This window comes from Viridibacillus sp. FSL E2-0187 (assembly GCF_038006425.1).
Lineage (GTDB): Bacteria > Bacillota > Bacilli > Bacillales_A > Planococcaceae > Viridibacillus > Viridibacillus arvi.
This window is the reverse complement of record NZ_JBBOVG010000001.1, coordinates 952,963-974,174: the sequence shown is the minus strand read 5'-3', so window position 1 is coordinate 974,174 and position 21,212 is coordinate 952,963. Positions and strand designations below refer to the sequence as shown.

Annotated in this window: 24 protein-coding genes and 1 riboswitch; of the genes, 4 read left to right on the top strand and 20 right to left on the bottom strand. The window is 36.1% G+C overall.

What is annotated here, in order from left to right; all coding sequences use genetic code 11:
* Window positions 1-135 precede the first annotated feature (135 nt).
* A riboswitch (cyclic di-GMP riboswitch) is annotated at window positions 136-220 on the bottom strand.
* A gap of 474 nt (window positions 221-694) precedes the next feature.
* From MHH85_RS04700 to MHH85_RS04645, 12 genes are all read right to left on the bottom strand, one after another.
* On the bottom strand, window positions 695-1,102 hold the full coding sequence (locus MHH85_RS04700; RefSeq protein WP_053416281.1) for an Asp23/Gls24 family envelope stress response protein: 408 nt from the start codon (window positions 1,100-1,102) through the stop codon (window positions 695-697).
* 16 nt (window positions 1,103-1,118) lie between these two features.
* A complete protein-coding gene (accC, locus tag MHH85_RS04695; RefSeq protein ID WP_340706077.1) occupies window positions 1,119-2,474 on the bottom strand; it encodes an acetyl-CoA carboxylase biotin carboxylase subunit in 1,356 nt (451 codons plus the stop codon).
* 15 nt (window positions 2,475-2,489) lie between these two features.
* Entirely contained in the window at window positions 2,490-2,981 is a 492-nt protein-coding gene (gene accB / locus MHH85_RS04690; RefSeq protein ID WP_340706076.1) for an acetyl-CoA carboxylase biotin carboxyl carrier protein, read from the bottom strand.
* A gap of 115 nt (window positions 2,982-3,096) precedes the next feature.
* Complete coding sequence (locus tag MHH85_RS04685; RefSeq protein ID WP_193740424.1) at window positions 3,097-3,645, bottom strand: SpoIIIAH-like family protein; 549 nt, start codon at window positions 3,643-3,645, stop codon at window positions 3,097-3,099.
* Complete coding sequence (locus tag MHH85_RS04680) at window positions 3,642-4,079, bottom strand: hypothetical protein (protein WP_053416285.1); 438 nt, start codon at window positions 4,077-4,079, stop codon at window positions 3,642-3,644. The genes MHH85_RS04685 and MHH85_RS04680 overlap by 4 nt, the downstream gene beginning before the upstream one ends.
* Window positions 4,080-4,330: 251 nt before the next feature.
* A complete protein-coding gene (locus MHH85_RS04675) occupies window positions 4,331-5,239 on the bottom strand; it encodes a stage III sporulation protein AE (protein WP_340706075.1) in 909 nt (302 codons plus the stop codon).
* Window positions 5,240-5,329: 90 nt separating this feature from the next.
* On the bottom strand, window positions 5,330-5,581 hold the full coding sequence (locus tag MHH85_RS04670; RefSeq protein ID WP_340706074.1) for a hypothetical protein: 252 nt from the start codon (window positions 5,579-5,581) through the stop codon (window positions 5,330-5,332).
* Between the two features lie 127 nt (window positions 5,582-5,708).
* Window positions 5,709-5,951 carry a SpoIIIAC/SpoIIIAD family protein gene (locus tag MHH85_RS04665; RefSeq protein WP_051448760.1) on the bottom strand — a complete coding sequence of 81 codons (243 nt, stop codon included), beginning with the start codon at window positions 5,949-5,951 and terminating at the stop codon, window positions 5,709-5,711.
* A 102-nt stretch (window positions 5,952-6,053) separates the two neighbouring features.
* Window positions 6,054-6,611, bottom strand: a complete 558-nt coding sequence (efp, locus tag MHH85_RS04660; protein WP_193740427.1) for an elongation factor P — start codon at window positions 6,609-6,611, stop codon at window positions 6,054-6,056.
* Between the two features lie 21 nt (window positions 6,612-6,632).
* Window positions 6,633-7,694 carry a M24 family metallopeptidase gene (locus MHH85_RS04655; protein WP_193740428.1) on the bottom strand — a complete coding sequence of 354 codons (1,062 nt, stop codon included), beginning with the start codon at window positions 7,692-7,694 and terminating at the stop codon, window positions 6,633-6,635.
* An 18-nt stretch (window positions 7,695-7,712) separates the two neighbouring features.
* Complete coding sequence (gene aroQ / locus MHH85_RS04650) at window positions 7,713-8,141, bottom strand: type II 3-dehydroquinate dehydratase (RefSeq protein WP_340706073.1); 429 nt, start codon at window positions 8,139-8,141, stop codon at window positions 7,713-7,715.
* Between the two features lie 27 nt (window positions 8,142-8,168).
* Window positions 8,169-8,618 (bottom strand): hypothetical protein, encoded by a 450-nt coding sequence (locus tag MHH85_RS04645; protein ID WP_340706072.1) that lies wholly within the window; start codon window positions 8,616-8,618, stop codon window positions 8,169-8,171.
* Between the two features lie 180 nt (window positions 8,619-8,798).
* Between MHH85_RS04645 and MHH85_RS04640 the strand changes: the two genes are divergently transcribed.
* Both MHH85_RS04640 and MHH85_RS04635 read left to right on the top strand, forming a co-directional pair.
* Window positions 8,799-9,677, top strand: a complete 879-nt coding sequence (locus MHH85_RS04640) for a DUF1385 domain-containing protein (protein WP_340708123.1) — start codon at window positions 8,799-8,801, stop codon at window positions 9,675-9,677.
* 112 nt (window positions 9,678-9,789) lie between these two features.
* Window positions 9,790-10,185, top strand: a complete 396-nt coding sequence (locus MHH85_RS04635; protein WP_193740431.1) for a DUF3139 domain-containing protein — start codon at window positions 9,790-9,792, stop codon at window positions 10,183-10,185.
* 27 nt (window positions 10,186-10,212) lie between these two features.
* Here MHH85_RS04635 and MHH85_RS04630 read toward each other — a convergent pair whose 3' ends face one another.
* The 4 genes from MHH85_RS04630 to MHH85_RS04615 all read right to left on the bottom strand — a co-directional run bounded on the left by MHH85_RS04630 (window position 10,213) and on the right by MHH85_RS04615 (window position 15,151).
* Window positions 10,213-10,563 carry a hypothetical protein gene (locus MHH85_RS04630; RefSeq protein WP_193740432.1) on the bottom strand — a complete coding sequence of 117 codons (351 nt, stop codon included), beginning with the start codon at window positions 10,561-10,563 and terminating at the stop codon, window positions 10,213-10,215.
* Between the two features lie 71 nt (window positions 10,564-10,634).
* Window positions 10,635-11,204: an HAD-IA family hydrolase gene (locus MHH85_RS04625; RefSeq protein ID WP_340706071.1), complete on the bottom strand. Its 570-nt coding sequence runs from the start codon at window positions 11,202-11,204 to the stop codon at window positions 10,635-10,637.
* 364 nt (window positions 11,205-11,568) lie between these two features.
* Window positions 11,569-14,142: a vitamin B12-dependent ribonucleotide reductase gene (locus MHH85_RS04620; protein WP_193740434.1), complete on the bottom strand. Its 2,574-nt coding sequence runs from the start codon at window positions 14,140-14,142 to the stop codon at window positions 11,569-11,571.
* A gap of 175 nt (window positions 14,143-14,317) precedes the next feature.
* Window positions 14,318-15,151 (bottom strand): lipoate--protein ligase family protein, encoded by an 834-nt coding sequence (locus MHH85_RS04615; protein ID WP_053416298.1) that lies wholly within the window; start codon window positions 15,149-15,151, stop codon window positions 14,318-14,320.
* A 104-nt stretch (window positions 15,152-15,255) separates the two neighbouring features.
* Here MHH85_RS04615 and MHH85_RS04610 point away from each other — a divergent pair, with 104 nt between their 5' ends.
* Both MHH85_RS04610 and MHH85_RS04605 read left to right on the top strand, forming a co-directional pair.
* The gene (locus MHH85_RS04610; protein ID WP_053416299.1) at window positions 15,256-15,636 is read left to right on the top strand and encodes a rhodanese-like domain-containing protein; all 381 of its coding nucleotides are present in this window, start codon (window positions 15,256-15,258) and stop codon (window positions 15,634-15,636) included.
* Between the two features lie 116 nt (window positions 15,637-15,752).
* Complete coding sequence (locus tag MHH85_RS04605; RefSeq protein ID WP_193740435.1) at window positions 15,753-17,018, top strand: ATP-binding protein; 1,266 nt, start codon at window positions 15,753-15,755, stop codon at window positions 17,016-17,018.
* 62 nt (window positions 17,019-17,080) lie between these two features.
* Here the strand turns inward: MHH85_RS04605 and MHH85_RS04600 are convergent, their stop codons facing one another.
* The 4 genes from MHH85_RS04600 to gcvPA form a co-directional block, all read right to left on the bottom strand.
* Entirely contained in the window at window positions 17,081-17,551 is a 471-nt protein-coding gene (locus MHH85_RS04600; RefSeq protein ID WP_340706070.1) for an ASCH domain-containing protein, read from the bottom strand.
* 358 nt (window positions 17,552-17,909) lie between these two features.
* Window positions 17,910-18,194: a hypothetical protein gene (locus MHH85_RS04595; protein ID WP_038186737.1), complete on the bottom strand. Its 285-nt coding sequence runs from the start codon at window positions 18,192-18,194 to the stop codon at window positions 17,910-17,912.
* 186 nt (window positions 18,195-18,380) lie between these two features.
* Window positions 18,381-19,853, bottom strand: coding sequence for an aminomethyl-transferring glycine dehydrogenase subunit GcvPB (gene gcvPB / locus MHH85_RS04590; RefSeq protein ID WP_340706069.1), 1,473 nt, complete (start codon window positions 19,851-19,853; stop codon window positions 18,381-18,383).
* On the bottom strand, window positions 19,846-21,192 hold the full coding sequence (gene gcvPA / locus MHH85_RS04585) for an aminomethyl-transferring glycine dehydrogenase subunit GcvPA (RefSeq protein WP_193740437.1): 1,347 nt from the start codon (window positions 21,190-21,192) through the stop codon (window positions 19,846-19,848). The genes gcvPB and gcvPA overlap by 8 nt, the downstream gene beginning before the upstream one ends.
* Window positions 21,193-21,212: the final 20 nt, after the last annotated feature.

Genomic DNA, 21,212 nt, shown 5'->3' with positions numbered 1-21,212 from the left:
TCCAGATGAATAAAACCCTAAGAAGTTCATTAAAAAAAGCTACTCTTTAGAGAATAGCTAACTTTTGTTACGTCTAAGTAAAAATGATTAAGTCATTTTTATTAAACCCAACATAACAAAAAGTATAATGCACTCCTTGGCAACTGGCTGGCATAGTTATTCAACCTTAGCCCCTCTAGCTTTGCGTCCCTAAATTTCTATAGGTTTGCCTATTCAGTTTTTATATACCTAAAGTACCATGATAGATTATCTAACATCATGAATCATATGTATTGTTTTACATTAAATAAGTTCCATTTTATTATTCTTATACTAGTTATTAAAACCTAAAACTTATCACCTATTTATTGTATAGAGAATTAAAATATCATTTTTTATATCGTAAAAATTGCATGACTAGAACTTTACTGAAACAGTATTTTTTCTTATTTAGTAAAAATGTATTACACTAAATATTTTACCTTTAAATTTACTAACTATTCTACTATACATTCTTTACCGTATAAGAATATGCTCCTAAACGATTCATTATCATATAGTAGTTATGAGTATTAAACTTAACCCGTTTAAATTGCTAGTTTTCTTATAAATTCTTTAAATATCAATTGAGGGAGTTCCTTAATTAATTAAAAAAACTCAATTATTTTTCACCAAAAACAAAAACACCACTTCTAATGAAGTGGTGTTTTTGACATTATTCAGTTTTTGCATCGTTCACTTGATCAAATTGAATGCCGGTAATATGTACATTTACCTCTTGCGTTGCAAGTGATGTCATATTAAAGATAGCTTCACGAATCTGGGTTTGAACTTGCTGCGCTACTTTCGCAACAGATGCACCATATTGCACGAAGCAATATACATCTACGATTAAGCCCGCTTCAGTCCATTCGGTTTTAATACCTTTCCCATGAACCTTTTTACCGAATTTTTCTACTACGCCTGTAGCGAAGTTTCCTCTTGTACCAGAAACTCCTTCCACTTCTGTAGTAGCAATTCCTGCAATAACTTCAATAACTTCAGGCGCTACTTCAATCTTACCTAGCTCTTCCTTACCAGCAGGAGTGCTTTGAGGTAATGATTGTATAACTTTTTCAGCCATAGAATTCGCCCCTTTCTTATGAATTCATGACGTCATTTTCTTCAAGGAATTTCGTATTGAAATCACCTTTTTTGAATACTTCATGATCCATTAATTTAGCGTGGAAAGGAATTGTTGTTTGAATGCCTGGTCCTTCAACAATGAATTCACCTAATGCGCGTTTCATCTTAGCAATTGCTTCTTCACGTGTATCTGCATGTACAATCAATTTTGCAACCATTGAATCGTAGAACGGAGGAATACTATATCCTGGATACATAGCCGAGTCGATACGGACACCGTAACCACCAGGAGCTATATAATCTTCTACTTTACCCGGTGAAGGCATAAAGTTTTTAGATGGATTTTCAGCATTGATACGACATTCCATCGCCCAACCATTCACTTTCACATCTTCTTGTTTATACACTAATTTCTCGCCAGAAGCAATCTTAAGCTGTTGTTGAACAAGATCAATACCTGTAATCATTTCAGTTACTGGATGCTCTACTTGAATACGTGTATTCATTTCCATGAAATAAAACTTGTCTTCATGGTGGTCAAAGATGAATTCTACCGTACCAGCACCTCGGTATCCACAAGCTAACGCGGCTTTAACTGCAGCCTCACCCATCTCAGCACGACGTTCCTCAGAAAGTGCAGGAGAAGGAGCTTCTTCAACAAGTTTTTGCATACGACGTTGAACTGTACAATCACGTTCACCTAGGTGAATTGTATTGCCATAGTTGTCCGCTAGTATTTGGATTTCACAGTGACGGAAATCCTCGATGAATTTTTCTAAGTAAACGCCAGGGTTACCGAATGCTGCAGCCGCTTCTTTTTGAGTGATTTGAACACCTTTAATCAATTCTTCCTCAGTGCGTGCTACACGGATTCCTTTACCACCACCACCGGCAGTTGCTTTAATGATTACTGGGTAACCAATACCTTTCGCAACTTCGGCTGCTTCAGCTGCATCAGCAACAATACCAACTGAACCTGGAACTGTAGGTACTCCGGCTTTAATCATTGAGTCTTTTGCTATATCTTTAATACCCATCATTTTGATGGCATCTGAAGTTGGTCCAATGAAAGTAATACCCGCATCTTCACATGCTTCTGCAAAACTAGCATTCTCTGCTAAGAAGCCATATCCTGGGTGAATCCCATCACAGCCAGTTTTTTGAGCAACGCTTAGTATACTACTAATTTTCAAATAACTATCACTAGATAGCTTTGGTCCGATGCAATATGCTTCGTCAGCTAATTGAACGTGAAGTGCATCACGATCTGCTTCTGAATACACTGCTACAGACTGAATATCTAATTCTTTACAAGCGCGAATAATACGTACCGCGATTTCGCCACGGTTTGCTATTAATACTTTTTTCATTTAAATAGGCCTCCCTTAGTTCTCTTTTACTAGGAACAGAGGTTGACCATATTCAACTAAATCGCCGTCTTTAACAAGAATTTCAACGATTTCGCCACTAACTTCTGCTTCGATTTCATTAAATAACTTCATTGCTTCAACGATACATACTACTGCTTCTTCGCCTACTTTATCTCCAACTTTTACGAAAGCTGGTGATTCAGGGTTTGGAGCTTGATAGAAAGTTCCTACCATTGGTGAAGTGATTTTATATAATGATGCATCAACTGCTGGCGCTGCTTGTACTGCTTCAGCTACTGCAGGTGCTGCTACTGGTGCTGCTGGAGCCGCAATTGGTGCTGGCGCTGCAACTGGAGCTACTTTAACTACTGGCGCTTCAGTTACAACTGCCACACCACTATGTTTTTTAAGTTTAACTTTTGTATCTGCTACCTCATAAACAAACTCGTCAATTGAAGATGAGTCTACTAATTTAATAATTTCTCGAATTTCCTGAATTTTCAACATAAATTACTCCCCTTTAGTGAAATATAATACACTACTTATTCTATCGTGTTTTGGGGTTTTTTTAAATAGATAATTGAAAATAGGAATTATTCAAGACAATATCGTTATTTTTTCGTTAAAAAGACTCAGATTTAAAATCCACTACTATTTTACCAGCTGTAGGTACCTCTTTTTTAACCGTGTATACGATTTCATCTGCTTTTGATTTTGATAGTTCAGCAGACTGTACTGTTACACGAATTTGATCATCTTCAGCTCGTACAAATGCATCTGAATATCCTAAAGTTTTAATAAGCAATTCTAACATCGCTTCATTAGATTCTTTCTTTACAATAACATCCATGTCGTTAAATGCTTCATTCTTTTCTTCAGCAGTATACTTTTCCGAAGCTATTTTTTGCGTAAGAGTTGCTTTCAATTGACTACGTTCATTTAGTAGCTCCATACGCATTTCTTCAAACAAGTCACTTTGTGCTGTAACAGGTGTTTTATCATTGCCTGTTAGTTTAGCAATATCATCAACTGCGGTACCATTTAAAGTACTATCTGAGAAGATTTTAAGACCATTAAATGGTTGTGCTGGATTCATAAGATAGTACACTGAAATGACTGCTGCTAAACTCAATAATGTTAAAAACCAAACTGCTCTCTTTTTTACTCTCATTTTATTTCCCCTCTCTTTTCCATAGGCATTACAACAATTCTGTGTGCCGGAATTTCCAGCACTTTTGTCAGCGTAGTTACTAATTCATTCTTTACAGCGATGTCATTCGCTCCTTCCGCAACAACTAATACTCCAGTTACTTGCCCGCTTTCTTGTCCAGTTGTATTAGACCAGCTGAAATAATTCTCTAAGGATGAAGATTCTTTTTTTACATCTTGTGCCGTTTGTCCACCTGAATAAAAATAGAGCTCCACTTTCCCAACTTTGTCAATCCTAGATAAAATGACTGCTAGTTGTTCCGCTTCATTAGTAGATACATTTTCTCCTTTAGACGATGTTTTCATAGGATTTTCATTATTGTATGAAAACATGGCCACAATAATGATGACAATTGCCATCAATATTCCTACATAGTAAATTGACGTTTTTTTCATATTCTGCACCGCCCGAGCTAGTCATCCCCCTCTTCACGTCTTTCCTGTTATCTACATCATTGTATGAAGCATAACTCTAATCTATGAGATACTAATGCCAAAAATTAAAAACAAACTTTAAAATCCATATTGCAACGATTATTTTCAATAGAATAACCCACTCTTCCGGGTCTTCCAGTAGTAAACTTACAATTTTTCCAACGAATATAATGACCACTAAACCAAGTAAAAATGCTTCCACAACCCCAATCCTATCCTTCTTGTATTTGTAGTTTCAGAAGTATAACGGCTAATATCGCTGTAAAAAAGAAGGCAAATGCGATAATAAAAGATACTGCACATAAAACAAATAGTGTTTTGCCTATATCATCTAAAAAACTCGCAATATCTTTATCAGAGAAAGGTTCCATCAATGCGGCCAGGAAACGAAAACTTAATCCTGTCATTAAAATTTTTAATGTCGGGATAATAGCAGCAGTAAATATACCTATCATTAAGCCTGTACTTGTTACCGTTGCAGTAGTTGATGAATATTTTCTAAATGTACTTAAACTCTCAGTTATAAAAGAACCTATAAACGGAATGTTTTGCTGGATCATTTTTTTCAATGGCCCGAGTGCTGCTCCGGTAAAAGATACTGACACAACACTATTCATTACTAGAAACATCGAATAGCACATGACTGTAGCAGAAACGACGCTTAATACAAGTACGCGTATAAAGTCAGCCATTCGTGCAAAAGATATTTCTGGCATGAACCGAGATAGGAAATCAAAAATCAAAGATGCCGTCAACAGAGGGATTAACCATCTCCCAGTTAAAAACACAGCAAATTGAATGAGTAGTAATAGCATAGGATGCCACGCCATTAATGACATAGCGCCTGCTGAGATGGCCATCGCAGACATTAATATTGGATATAGGGCACTAAAGAATGCAATCATATTCTCAGATAATGCCTGCATCATAGTAAATGATTGATAAACTGGCTTTAATGTCGTAGTAAGTATAGCGATAAAAAAGAAAATCCTTGTCCACTCTTTAAATTGAGGCATTATAAAGTTTAATATTAAAAAGAGTATTCCGTAAAAAAGTAATGAAACGAGAGTAAATAACGTGTCCTTGAAGGGGGCGACCAAAATCTCCTGTAACCAGTCCAATCTTGCCCTCCTGTCTTTTTTTGACGTTTATCCAAAAATTTCTTCTTCTATTAAATTGAGTTTGTCCATAAAAATGACAACCTTCATCTACTACGGTTCTATCAAACGTTGCCAAATTGAAAATAATTCAATTATCTCTTTTAACCAAAGAGATAAAATAACAAGCTTTACCGCTGTATGTGATAAAAAGGCAAGTGATTCATAATCCTGGTCGCTTAAATGTTGTGACACGGCCGTTGAAACGAAATATATAAATGCACTGCCTAGAATGAGCGATAAATAAGGGATTTCAACTGGAAATGCATGCAATAACCTTTGAAGAAACGGGATGAATAAACGCATAATTAAAAAGCTCATTAATAAGAAAAAAAACACCGTATAAAAGACACGATGCAGAGTAGGAATTGCCATTTGAATGAACATTAAAAGAATAAGCATAATCACAGCGTAAAATAATATCGTCATAAGTTCAGGTAGCCGTTAACCATTGGAAGAAGGTGAGAATTTCATCAAAGAACAAACGTAAAAAATGTAGCAATTCCGCTGCGATATACATGTAGGCTAGAAAATAAAGAAAAAAAGAAAATTCCTTTTTACCGGTTTGCTCAAAGAAGATATGTAAAAGCGCAATCACAAGTCCAATACCGGCGATGCGTAGAATGTCTTGAAGTTCCGTAGCTGCCCCTCCTCTTGTATAATCTAATCTATGCAATGTTAGAGTGAGTTATGATTTCCAATCATACAAACATCGGATTTTTAAAAAAACGACCCCTATAGCATAAGCTATAGGGGTCGTTTATAAAGAATGAATTAATTATCCACGAGAAACGTAAGTGCCTTCTTCAGTGTTAATAACTAATTTGTCACCAACATTAACAAAGAATGGTACTTGTACAACTAATCCAGTTTGAAGTGTTGCTGGTTTAGAGCCGCCTGAAGCCGTATCACCTTTAATACCTGGTTCAGTATCAACTACTTCTAGAACAACTGTATTTGGAAGATCAACACCAAGGATTTCTCCTTCGTAAGACATAATTGAAACTTCCATGTTTTCTAATAAGAATTTCAATTCGTCTTTAAGTTGACTTTCATTTATTTCAATTTGGTCATAAGTTTCAGTGTTCATGAACACATGATTATCACCTGAAGCATATAGATATTGCATTTTGTTATTGTCAATTTGAGCTTTTTCTACTTTTTCACCTGCACGGAAAGTTTTTTCCATTACTGAACCGTTACGTAGGTTACGAAGTTTTGATCGTACAAAAGCTGCCCCTTTACCTGGTTTTACGTGTTGGAAATCAAGTACACGGAAAAGTCCACCGTCTACTACGATTGTTAGGCCTGTACGAAAATCGTTTACTGAAATCATGAATGTTCCTCCAATATTACTTTATAAAATGATTAGTTCTTTTGTGGAATGAGTTAGTTTTTCATTACCTGTCTCTGTGATTAATGTATCGTCCTCAATACGGACACCACCGATACCTGGTAGATAAATACCCGGTTCACATGTCACGACCATACCTGGTTCTAATACAGTAGGTGAACGGAACGATAATCCAGGACCTTCATGTACTTCTAAACCAATTCCATGACCTGTTGAATGGCCAAATGCCTCACCATATCCATGTGCTTTAATATAATCACGTGTTACTGCATCAGCTTCAATACCTGTCATACCTGGTTTAAACTGCTCTAATCCAAGTAATTCAGCATTTAATACAATGTTGTAAATTTCCTTCAATTGATCTGAAGGCTCTCCAACTGCAACTGTACGTGTTGTATCAGAGATATAGCCATTATAGAGCGCACCAAAATCTAAAGTGACAAAATCACCATTTTCTATTATTTTATCAGTTGCAACGCCATGTGGCAATGCCGAGCGTACACCTGATGCAACAATTGTATCAAAAGAAGATGATGTTGCTCCTTGTTTTCGCATGAAGAATTCCAATTCATTTGATACTTCTAATTCTGTTTTGCCAGCTTTAATAAATGTTAGTATATGCTCGAATGCCGCATCCGCTATTTCACAAGCGACCTTTATTATATTAATCTCTTGCTCAGTCTTAATCAAGCGGATTTTTTCTACTAAACCTGAAACCCCTACTAAATCGGTTTTTAGATGTTTCGAATATACTTCAAAAGTGCTATAACTAACGTCTTCTTTCTCAAATCCTAATGTTTTAATACCCATCTCTTGTACTTGAGTAGCAATTTCTTCAATGATTGTAGCTTGGTGTTGTACAATTCGATAATTTTGTACTTGTTTCTCAGCTTGTTCAGTGTAACGGAAATCTGTAATAAAAACTGCATCATTTTGTGAAACAATAGCTACCCCTGATGTTCCAGTAAAATCAGTCATATAACGACGATTATAATCATTTGTAATAAGTATTCCATCGAGCCCTTGTTCTTGTAATGCTGCTCTTAATTTTTTTAGTTTTTCCATAATAATCAATTCCCCCTATTATTGTTCTAAAAACATGCGTAATGCAAGTTGGTATCCCTTAGTCCCTAATCCAGAAATTTGTCCTAAACACTCTGGTGCTAAATAAGAGTGATGTCGGAATTCTTCACGTTTATGTATATTCGAGATATGTACCTCTATGACAGGTACATTTACAGAAGCGATAGCATCACGTATCGCAACACTTGTATGTGTATATGCACCTGGATTAAAGACAATGCCAGCAATTTCATCGTCTTCAGCGTCATGAATCCAGTCGATCAACTGGCCTTCATGATTAGACTGCTTTAACTCAATTGTGGCACCAAACTCACCTGCTAGCTTTTGAAGGGCTTTATCTATATCTTGAAGAGTTTCCGAACCATATATTCCTGGCTCCCTCTTACCTAATCGATTTAAATTAGGCCCATTTAAACATAAGTACTTCATATCTCTCCCCCTCCCATTTTGATGAATTTATTTTACCACATCAGTATTATAAGGCATTTTACTTCGGGTGTCTAAACTTTCTGCTTTTTTATGGAACATTGCAGTTTCTACTATAAAACGCAAGTGCATAGCAATTATGACGAAGATTGGGATTGATACTTTTTTTAACTCTACCGTACCAAACATCCACCACTGTAATACAAACAGCAGAATAATACTCAATGCCATCGCCGCTATATCTGCGCGAATAGCAATACAAAGTTCACTTAGAAAGTAAATTACTATGGCTAAAACGAACATCATAACCGCTAATGTGGTCCATTTAAATAATGGCGTATGTCCACTAAACAGATGCCAATGCTTAGACCAACCGATTGGACTCCAATGAATGATTGAAAATAGTTGTAGCAATCGTAGACAAACAGTAAATGACACTGCACTTACAATGGATGTCCAAAACAAGACATGAATTTTCAAAACACAACACTCCTTTTTTACAAGCATTGCCTCATTTTCAAAAGCTATTCTTTTCCTAGAGCTTTTTTATAATTTTTAGTACAATAAGAACAGTTGAATATACAAAAAGAGAGCGGTGGACAAGTGAAGGATCAACCTCAGACTCCTATTTACGGGGGACAAGCTTTGATTGAGGGCGTAATGATGGGCGGTAAAGAACATACTGTATCCGCTATTCGCCGTAATGATGACTCAATAGAGTATTTCTATGTTAAAAAAGAAAAAAAGCCAGCGCTTCAAAGGCTGAAGAAGATTCCATTTATTAGAGGGATAGTTGCTATTATTGAATCAGCTGCAAACGGCTCCAAGCATTTGCAATTTGCAGGTGATCGCTATGATGTCAATCCAGGCGAAGAAGTCGAAGAATCTGCTGAAGAGGGCTCGAAACTCCAAATGATTTTAGGAGTTGCTGCAATTGGCGTACTCTCATTCCTTTTCGGTAAATTTATTTTCACATTGATTCCTGTATTCTTGGCACAACTTTTCCATACATGGTTTCCTGGAAAAGCCGCACAAATTTTGTTAGAGAGTGGTTTCAAACTAGTATTACTACTCGGTTATATTTATTTTGTATCACTGACTCCACTTATTAAACGTGTTTTCCAGTACCACGGCTCTGAACATAAGGTCATAAACTGTTATGAAAACGGTCTCCCTTTAACAGTAGAAAATGTACAAGCGCAATCACGTTTACACTACAGATGTGGTAGTAGTTTTATGTTATTTACAGTTATCGTAGGTATGTTCATCTACTTCCTAGTACCAACAGATCCGTTCTGGCTACGTATTGTCGATCGAATCTTATTAATCCCAGTTGTACTTGGAGTGGCTTTTGAAGTATTACAATGGACTAATGCTTGTCGGAATATACCAGTACTGCGCTACTTAGGTTATCCTGGTTTATGGCTTCAATTACTTACAACAAAAGAACCCAAAGACGATCAAGTAGAAGTCGCTATCGCTTCATTTAATAAATTATTAGAAATCGAGAAAGACCCTAAAAATATCACATTAAACTAATAGAAACGTAGAAGGGCTCAGTGAGCTCTCCTACGTTTTTCTTTTGTTGAAAAAATGACATTTTACACAAATGGATTTAATTGGTATATTTTAATAAAGGAGGTTCTTTTGATTGAAGAAAAGACTTTTTGTTATTTCTGCTGTTTTTATATTTATTAGTAGTCTATCTTTTTTGTTAATTTATATTATTAAAAACGGCAATCCTTATACGATGCTTTTAGTTCAATATCATATGAAAAAACATATGGAAGGAAACGACATTACTGAAGATATGTTAGTTCCCGATGAATCTGGTTACATAGAACCTAAACAAGTAGTACACAAAGATTATTATCGTGGCCTATTTCAATTACGATTTAAAGATGAACCGCAAATTACTTATTATTACGGACTACATAAAGAAAATAAAGCAATCATTCAATTTTGCAAAGAGAATCCGTTAGTTATACGCTCCTTTAAAAAGGCGAAACATAGTGAAGAAGTTTGTGCAAATGCCTATAGTAACTAAATAAATCTGTGCAGAATTTGCACAGATTTATTTGTTTTTACTAGCACGAAGCTTTTGAATTCCTTTTGCTCCAAAGTAACCAATTACCCAAAACACAAGAAAATAGAAACCATATCCCCATGCAGAGCTGTTTAATACAGTAAAGAGGATAATGATAAAAGCAATATAAGAAACTGCTAATGCAATCCAAGGATTAATATTATTTAAAGCACATGAAATTCCCTGCACTAAAAAAGTTAAAGGAAAAATAAGGACTAAGCTAAGTAGGAAATAGAATTTGTTTGTTTCGTCATTTCCAAAAGCTCCTGTCAAAGTCATTGCGATAACACCTAGCATCGCAAACGCCGGGAAGAAAATACCCGCAATTTTATTACCCACATGATCACTCCTAACAAATTGTCTTCATTTTATCATGAATGTTCACATAGGTGGGGAATAAACAAATACGTTTATTTGTTTAATTTTACTTCTTTAAAAAAATCATTATAATCATTTATTTGAAAGTCTGCCGCTTCACAATCTCCCCCATACATACAACCCATCATCCCTATTTTCTTCGCAGGGATTAAATCGAGTTCCCTATCTCCGATCGCTAGATCTAAATTATATTTATCATGTAAATATTGATAAGAAGTCGGATCAGGCTTGCGTGGATAGCCATTATCAACAGTGATAATTTCAATGAAATATTTTTCAAAACCGTAGTATTGGAGAATATCCAAAACCGGCTTTCGCTCCTTATGTGTCATAATTACATTTTTGTTTGCAAATCGTAAAATTTTCTCAACATTAGGAAACGGCTTTATACTACTTGGTGGTATCTTTAAATTAAGCTTTTTAACTTCTTTTATTTGTTCATCTGATAATTTAAAATGCTTAAATGCATGTGTTGCAGATATCTTCAATTCACGATAAATATCTTCGCGTACGACTGTACCATTCAGTACTTGATATAAATTTTCTGTATACGCTGGATATGTATCAAATAAAGTACCATCAAAATCCCATAATATATTCATATTACCCCTCCTGATTTCTGCAAATTTATTAGTATGTCCTCTTAAGAGTTATTGTAATTTCACATAAAGCAACGCCTTTATTCTACCACGGAAATATTCATGTATAAAATTCTTCTAATACTATAGAAATAGTATTTACTTTCTTCTTTTTTCTAAACTCAATCTCACTAATTATCAGCTTTATTTTAACAATCTTAAGTAGTTTATTGTCATGGTATTACTAGAACTATTCATAAAACTTTACCTGACTCGAATGAAAAGGACTCCCTCTTCATCTATTGATGAATGGGGAGTCCTTAATTGTTGTTATGGTTTTATTTTTGATAACCGTCTTTGCGCTCGTTAGTAGCTAGAAGTCAGTATCTTAAAGACCACATTTAAGTTGTGCACCACAGTTAGTGCATGTGTTACAACCGCCTAGTTCTTCGACTGTTCCTTTGCGACATACTGGGCATGTGTTACCGACTTCAGAGCCGATTGTTACGTTTGTTGAACGTAAGTCTTGAATTGTATCGATTAAAACAACTGGACGTTTTTCAGTCACTTGTTCTTCTTGTAGAGTGTCCTCATCCATAACGTTTTCTTCTGCTTTTAGAGTTAGTACTTGTGAATCACGGCTACCATCAACATAAACCGTACCACCTTTAGCACCACCGTTGTATAAGCGTTCATACACTTTTTGAACTTGATCTACAGTGTAACCACGTGGTGCGTTTACTGTTTTAGAGATTGAGCTATCAATCCAGCGTTGGATAATACATTGTACATCTGCGTGTGCTTCAGGAGCTAATTCCATAGCAGTTACAAACCATTCAGGAAGGTTTGCTTCATCTGCATCTGGGTTAGCAGCTAAATATTCTTGTACAATATCAGCTTTTACTTCAATGAATTTACCAAGACGACCACTGCGGTAGTAAGTAAATGAGAAGTATGGTTCTAATCCAGTAGAAACGCCAACCATTGTTCCTGTAGAACCTGTAGGAGCTACAGTTAGTAGGTGCGAGTTACGAATACCGCCTTCAAGTACTGCTTCACGGATATGCTCAGGCATTTTTTGCATGAAGCCAGTTTCAGTAAAGCGTTTGCGAAGCGCTAATGTTTCAGCTTCTGTTTCTCCTGTTAAGAATGGGAAACTACCTCGTTCTTTAGCAAGTTCAGTAGATGCTTCGTAAGCTGTTGTCGCAATCGTCTTGAAGATTTCATCAACAAGGATGTTACCTTCTTCAGAGCCGTATTCTTTTTCACAGTAGATAAGTAGATCAGCCATTCCCATAACACCTAGTCCAACACGGCGTTCGCCTAATGCTTGTACTTTGTTGTCTTCAAGGAAATATGGTGTAGCATCGATTACATTATCTTGCATACGTACTCCGACACGAACAGTTTCTTTTAATGCTTCAAAGTCCACTGTTTTCGTATCTTTTTGAGCAAATTGCGCTAAGTTTACAGCTGCCAAGTTACAAACTGAATATGGTGCAAGTGGTTGCTCGCCACATGGGTTTGTTGCTACAACTTTCTGACCGTAAGCTTTTGCATTTGTCATGTCGTTTGCGTTATCGATGAAGAAAATACCTGGTTCTGCTGAGTAAGTTGCACAGATATTGATCAAGTTCCAAAGTTCACGTGCTTTTACTTTACGGTAAGTGCGTACAGCATGTCCCATTTCAGCCCATTCACGAACATCGCCAACTTCATGCCATGTATCGTTATAAATTTTCATTTCTTCAGCATTATATGATTCAACTGCTGGGAATCGTAAGTCAAATTCAGCATCAGCTTCTACAGCTTCCATGAATTCATTTGTGATTGTTACAGAAATATTCGCACCAGTTAGGAATTCAGCGTTATGCACGCTGTATGTTCCGCCGTCACGTAATTTCGTTTCAGCATCACGAATAATTGCTTCATTAAAGCCACCGACACCAGGGATCGTTTTATAATTAATAATACCTTGATACATCGCTTCTTCTTGCTGCGTTAAAGGTTTGAATTTTAGTTTTTCTTTTGCTAGACGTTGGATTGTTTCGTCCGTTGTATTTTCGATTAAGAAACGTAAAATACGTGGATTTTGCATTTTTGAAATAATAAATTCAATAATATCTGGGTGCCAATCTGCTAACATAATCATTTGTGCACCACGACGTGATCCACCTTGTTCAACAAGATGAGTAAGCTTAGCAATATCATCTAACCATGAAACAGAACCTGATGATTTACCATTTACACCACGAGCAAGCGTGTTTCGTGGACGTAATGTAGAACCATTAGTACCTACACCACCACCGCGACTCATAATTTCCATTACTTGTTTACGGTGATCACTAATGCCTTCACGAGAGTCTGCTACAAATGGCATTACGTAACAGTTAAAGTAAGTAACATCTGTTCCTGCGCCTGCTCCGTATATAACACGTCCCGCTGGAATAAAGTTTAACTTCACTAATTGCTCGTAGAATTTTTCATACCATTCTTGGCGTTTCTCTTCTGTTTTTTCAACAGCTGCTAGGCCAGTAGCATTACGTTTTGCAATTTGTTCGTAAAAGACTTCAAGAGGCTTCTCAATAACGTCTAAAGAACGTGTGACAATTCCTGTTTGTTGTTCAGAATCATCATCAATAGCACTTCTATAATCTGCTTCAATCAGCACTTCTGCTGTTTTCTTTTCTGTATTAATTGAAACGATATAACCAAGACCACGTGCTGGGAATTTAGGGTCAGCTTTGACCGTTAAAACAACAAAATCCCCTACTTTTAGCGTTTTCTTTTCTGTATCTTTAAAAGAATAACGGTCTATCATGACTAATCGAGACACACCTTTATGTGTTATATGCATGTCCTCTGTGATGGCATGAACTTGTGGAAATTGTTGAATATCATTATTTAATTGTTGTACATTAATCGTCTGATTATGATGCTGTGAAGCAAGTACCATTATCATTCGCCTCCCTATTTAGATCGTGCTTTAAATACTATATATAGTGTTTATCCAAGACATTACGATACTATATATTGATAAGAAAAGCAAATAAGGTGATTTTGAGCAAAATGTTGATTTAACAACATTGGAAGCGATTTTTCGATTTTCACAAAACTAAAATAAGTCAAAAAGACTACTATTTTCTAAAATTCCATTCATCACTTTCATAGCGAGTTTTTGCTAAATTATTAACAAAATCCATTTGTTCCTTCGTTAACGTGTAAGGTACAAGTTCTATGTCTAATCCGTCCTCAAATCCTTTACGGAAAGCTGATATACATGTTTCAACATCGACAGGTTTTTGGGCTAACTGATTAATAGCTACCGCTTTTTGTGGTAAATGTTTGCGCATACGCTCTTTTGAAGCTTCCGAAGGAAATTTAAAAAGAGAAATCAATTTTTCATCATCTAGATCGATTAATATCGCTCCATGTTGTAAAATGACACCTTCTTGTCGCGTTTGTGCACTACCTGCTACCTTCTTACCTTCTACTACTAGTTCATACCAACTTGGTGCATCAAAACAAACTGCGCTCTTCGGAGTTTTTAAATCTGCTCGCTTTTCTTCTGAATCAGGGATAGAAAAATACGCATCTAACCCTAAGTTTCGGAATCCTAGCAATAAGCCTTCACTTAATACTCTATAAGCTTCCGTCACCGTTTTAGGCATGTCTGGGTAGTCTTCATTTACAATGATGCTATATGTTAGTTCATGTTCATGTAAGACTGCACGACCGCCAGTCGGACGGCGCACAAAACCCACATTTAATTTATGTAATTGTTCAAAATCAATATCTTTTTCTGCACGTTGAAAATAACCAATAGAAAGTGTTGCTGGATTCCATTCGTAAAATCGTATTACTGGTGGAATTAAACCTTTACTATGCCAATGTAGGAGTGCTTCATCTAATGCCATATTGAATGCAGGGCTACAAGGACCCGAATTAATAAAATACCATGTTGTTTTCATTTGGTCTCCTCCTTATAATCAACTTATCTATTTTAACAAACTCATTGGACTATCGCTACATGTTCTTTTATAATATTACTGTAGATAGAAAGGGGTAAGACGATTTGAGTTGGTTATATACATTAGCAATTGTTTTATTTGTGGTGATTGTATACGCTTTAGTGAACGCTCTTCGTTTCAAAAAAGCAGTTACAACATTAACACAAGAAGAATTTATTGAAGGTTATCGTAAAGCGCAATTAATAGATGTGCGTGAGCCAAAAGAATTTGACGGTGGTCATATTCTAGGTGCTCGTAACGTTCCAACCTCACAACTTCGTCAACGCTATAAAGAAATTCGCCCAGACAAACCTGTTTACTTGTATTGCCAAAATGCAGGACGTAGTGCACGTGCTGCTATGTTATTAAAGAAAAAAGGCTACGATCAAGTATTCCAATTACAAGGTGGGTACAAAAATTGGACAGGCAAAATCAAAGTGAAATAATTTGATTGCGTTGCAAATAAAAAGAGTCATTTCTATTTTCAACAGAAATGGCTCTCTTTTTTCTTATTTAAATATGTGTTATTTATAAATAAAGAACGCCCATAAAGGAGAATATAATGCCAAAATTCTTATATACTTTTCACGAAGATTTGAGACAAGACATCCCTAACTACGCCGATGTATCCGCGGTCTTTGAACGCATCTCAAAAAAACTAAATGAATATCACCCTTCTAATTTTCGTGGTGTGACTGTCGAACTAAATAATTCACAATTTCATCATCATTTGTTAGAAATGATGGAAAAGGAATTAATCCACTATGAAAATTTGAGTCATATATATGCCGCGTTACCTAGTATTGTCTTAAATTCTGTCTCGGAAGATCAATTAGATAATCAATTAAAATCAATCAAGACATTTAGTAATTCTTTAATCTACTTCCCTGATTATGAAGTAGCTATTACACAAATTCCTGTATTCCGCTCCGATTCAGAATGGCCAGAGTTTTTCTATTTTACAACAAGTGCGGAAAAAATGATGAATTTTATCGAAGCTGTTCAAGAACAGTTACGTCAAATGCTAATGGAAACCGTTACATACTTAGTTGATGTTCATGATGGTATTAAACGGCGAAGTTACGGTGAAGGAAAGCAAATCACTCGAGATGATGTATTCTTAGAACCTTCACTTAAGCAAGAGATTTTCCGTTCAATTGATGAATTTTTTAAAGAAGGTGGCAATTTCTTTAAACATTATGGCCTTCCTTATAAAAGAGGGATCTTATTATATGGCTCACCAGGAAACGGAAAGACTACGCTTGTAAAGTCCATTACAGGTTCTGTAACAGCTCCTGTTGTCTATTGGCAAATTACTGAGCATACATCAAGTGAATCCATTGAAGAGGTCTTCCGTATGGTAACAAGTTTAGCTCCTGCAATACTTGTTATTGAAGATATTGACTCTATGCCCGAATATACACGTTCTTTATTTTTAAATACACTCGATGGTGCACAATCACGTGAAGGTATTTTTTTAATTGGTACGACCAATTATCCTGATCGCATCGACCCTGCATTAATCAACCGTGCAGGAAGATTTGATCGAGCTTATGAGATTATGAATCCTACAACTGAAATACGTGCAACATATTTACGCAAATTAGATATTCAGCATATATTCACAGAAGACGAGCTAATGGATGCTGCTAAACTTTCAAAAGAACTTTCTATGTCACAGCTTAATGAATTATATATGTCCGTCGCTCTAAATTGGCATTATGATAAAAAACTCGATTACGAGAAATGCATTAAAGATTTACAAAAACAACGTAAAAAGGCATTCCGTAATGAATGGGAAAGAAATGAAGTAAATATAGGGTTCTAAAAAAATACCCTCCTAGAGATTGGTCGAGTCAATCTCTGGGAGAGTATTTTTTAGAATAGCATTTAATAATTTTGATAAACATCCATTACCTTAAACGTTTGACAAACAAGCACTAGGTCTGAGTTAAAGGTAAGATCATACTGATTGAGCTCCCAAGTGAAAAATTTCACATGCTCCCGATACCAATAATCATAGGATAAATCTCCTTCACCTTCAGCCTTTGCAAAATCACTTGTTACTTCATTCATTTTCACCAATTCGATTTTTGTATATTTTATAATTGCTAGAGGTTCATTGTTACCATCTAATACAATATCATACTGTCCAACTTTTTGAATTGCTTCTTTTTCAAGTTCATATACACAATGCGCAGCACATGTTGCTGTTTTGATACCATTCACAACTAGACTCCCTAAATCATCCGCCATTTCTTTGGAGCCATCTCCAAACATCCATGACTCTGGAGTCGTCATATCTAAATCATTTTCTTTAGCATATTTATGCCAATATTCATCTATTTTATTGATAGACATTAGGTGCTTCCCCCTACAGTCAAAATCCTTTTAGTATTGCATACTAGTGGGGCATTTTCACCTTTACCTAATAGTTCTTTCACCTTAAATACTGCTCTATTAGATGCTACGCTATCAACTATACTCCCACTTGATTTCTAATAATAAATACATTCACAATGATTCTTTGAAAAAATTCTATTTGATTGTTTAGACTTTCATCTTGGCTTTTTGCCTAACTATACCTAAGTATCTAATTCTTTTAATCTATTATCTCATGTCAAGTCCTCCTATATTAGTAATGAGATAATTATATTGCATTACTTAATATAAGAGGTTTCATATGCAGTAAACAGGTTTGAATTCTAATCTTACTGTTTTAATCTATAACAGTTTTTTGCTTATTGATTTCTTGTAAAATTTGTAGATTTGTTAAACCATGTTTATGTAGCAAATCATAAATGATTTTCTTTTCGTATTCCATTAGCGCCTTTGTATGCGCATCTGGAGTGAAATAGATTAACGTACTTTGTTCTTTTTGTTGCTTTATGTACAATTCAGAAATTAATTCGTCAACCGTATATTCTTGATAATCCTCTTTTAAGGATTTTAGTAAGTCATTTTGATCATTAGTTGTATCATTGATACTTTTAAAGTAAGCCATGAAAACTCCCCTTTTTTCACACATTGATTCATACTGCATTTATGTTAGCATAGCAATTTTAAAGTCATCTGTCTATGTCCAAGCGATTTTTTCCATAACTAACATGATCTTTTCATTAAGCTATTTATATACAAATCATGAGAAAACCCCTAGCAAAGTGCTAGAGGTTTTCAATATACGAATATATTATACTTCTACAGTTTCTCTTTCGTATCGTAACACTGGGTTACGAGCTGCTCTTGTTTCATCCAGACGGCCAATAACAGTTGTATGTGGTGCATTTTGTACTACTTCTGGTGTTTCTTCTACTTCTTTAGCAATTTGAATCATTGCGTCACAGAAAGCGTCTAACGTTTCTTTTGATTCTGTTTCAGTTGGTTCAATCATTAAACCTTCTTCCACATTTAATGGGAAGTAAGTTGTTGGTGGATGGTAGCCAAAGTCTAACAGTCGTTTTGCCATATCAAGTGTACGGGCGCCCAGTTTTTTCTGGCGGCTTCCACTTAATACAAACTCATGCTTACAATGACGGTTATATGGTAGATCAAAGTAAGGCTCTAATCTTCTCATCATATAGTTTGCATTAATTACTGCATTTTCAGTTACTGCTTTAAGACCATCTGGACCCATTGAACGGATATAAGTATATGCACGAACATTAATACCAAAGTTACCGTAGAATGGCTTCACACGACCAATTGATTGTGGACGGTCGTAATCGAAGTGATAGCCTTCTTCTGTTTTCACTAATACTGGTTTTGGAAGGTATGGAATCAAGTCTGCTTTTACGCCAACTGGACCTGAACCAGGACCACCACCACCGTGAGGACCAGTGAAAGTTTTGTGTAAGTTTAAGTGAACGCAGTCAAAGCCCATATCACCAGGACGTGCTTTAGACATAACCGCATTTAAGTTTGCACCATCATAATACACTTTACCGCCAACCGAATGCACGATTTCAGCGATATCTAGAATATGTTCTTCAAAAAGACCTAATGTATTTGGGTTAGTCAACATAAGCGCTGCTGTATCATCCCCAACTAGGCGACGTAAGTCTTCTAAATCTACAAGACCATTTTCATCAGACTTCACAGTTACTGTATCAAAACCTGCAACTGTTGCTGATGCCGGGTTAGTACCGTGAGCAGAGTCTGGCACAAGTACTTTCGTACGTTGGAAGTCACCGTTTGCTTCGTGGAATGCACGAATCATCATTAATGCAGTCCATTCACCATGTGCACCAGCAGCTGGTTGAAGCGTTACTTCGTCCATACCAGTGATCTCGATTAAGTGCTCTTGTAAATCATACATTAACTCAAGTGCACCTTGCACAGTAGACTCATCTTGTAATGGGTGAATATTAGCAAAACCTGCAAAACGTGCAACTGATTCATTAATTTTCGGGTTATATTTCATTGTACATGAACCAAGTGGGTAGAAACCTGAATCTACACCGTGGTTACGGCGAGATAGCGCAGTATAATGACGCATAATATCAAGTTCTGATACTTCAGGAAGTTCCGCTTCTTCTGTACGAATAAATTCACTTGGTAAGATAGCAGCTAAATCTACTGTCGGTACATCAAGCTCTGATAAACTATAGCCTACGCGACCTTCTGTTGAAAGTTCAAAAATAAGTGGTTGATTGTCGTTATGCATGGAGAGCCCCCATTTCTTGCACAAGTGCATCGATTTCTTCTTTTGTACGTTGTTCAGTAACAGCGATTAGTGCATGGTTTTCTAGTTCTGCATCTACTTTACCTAAATCAAAGCCGCCAATAATGCCTTTTTCAAAAAGTCCCTTATTAATAGTAGAAACAGATGTATTACACTTCACAACGATCTCGTTGAAATGTGCACCTTTATAAGCTACAGTGAAACCTGCTTTTTCAAAAGCTTCTTTAGCATAGTGTGTTTTTAAAATATTTTGAGTAGCAATTTCTTGCACACCTTTTTTACCTAGAGCTGTCATTGCAACTGAAGCTGCAAGTGCATTTAACGCTTGGTTTGAACAAATATTTGAAGTCGCTTTTTCACGACGAATATGTTGCTCACGTGCTTGTAAAGTTAATACATAACCACGACGACCTTCATCATCAATTGTTTCACCAATTAAACGGCCAGGTACTTTACGCATTAATTTTTTTGTAACAGCGAAGTAACCACAGTGTGGTCCGCCAAAGCTTTCTGGAATACCGAATGGTTGAGCATCCCCGACAGTAATATCCGCACCCATTTTACCTGGAGGTGTTAGAATACCAAGTGCTAATGGGTTAGAAGATACGATACATAAGCCTTTTGCGTCGTGGATTAAGTTCGCAATTGCTTGTACGTTCTCTACTTGACCGTAGAAGTTTGGATATTGAACCATCACAGCAGCTGTATCTGCATCGATTAATTCTTTTAACGCATCAAGATCAGTGACACCATCTTTTAAAGGAACATTTACTACTTCAATCGATTGACCAAGAGCATATGTTTTAACTACATCATGTGAAACTGGATGAACCGCACCAGAAACTAATAGCTTTTTACGACGAGTATGTGCTGCTGCAAGCATACCAGCTTCAGCAAGAGCTGTCCCACCATCATACATAGATGAGTTTGCTAAATCCATGCCTGTTAATTCTGCAATCATTGTTTGGAATTCGAAAATAGCTTGTAATTCACCTTGTGAAATTTCAGGTTGGTAAGGTGTATAAGCTGTATAGAATTCTGAACGTGAAATAACGTGGTCAACAATAACTGGTTTATAGTGATCATAAACTCCAGCACCTAAGAATGATGCATAATCATCGCTATTTGCATTTTGTTTAGAAAGTTGTGCTAACTCTTTTAACAATGCTGATTCAGATTTTGCAGGTTTAATGTTGTAGTTTCCTTTAAAACGAACTTTATCTGGGATGTCTGAGAATAATTCATCAACATTAGAGACGCCAATTACATTTAGCATTTCTTTTTGATCTTGCTCAGTCATAGGTAAGTACCGATGCTTCATTCGAAAAAACCCTCTCTTCA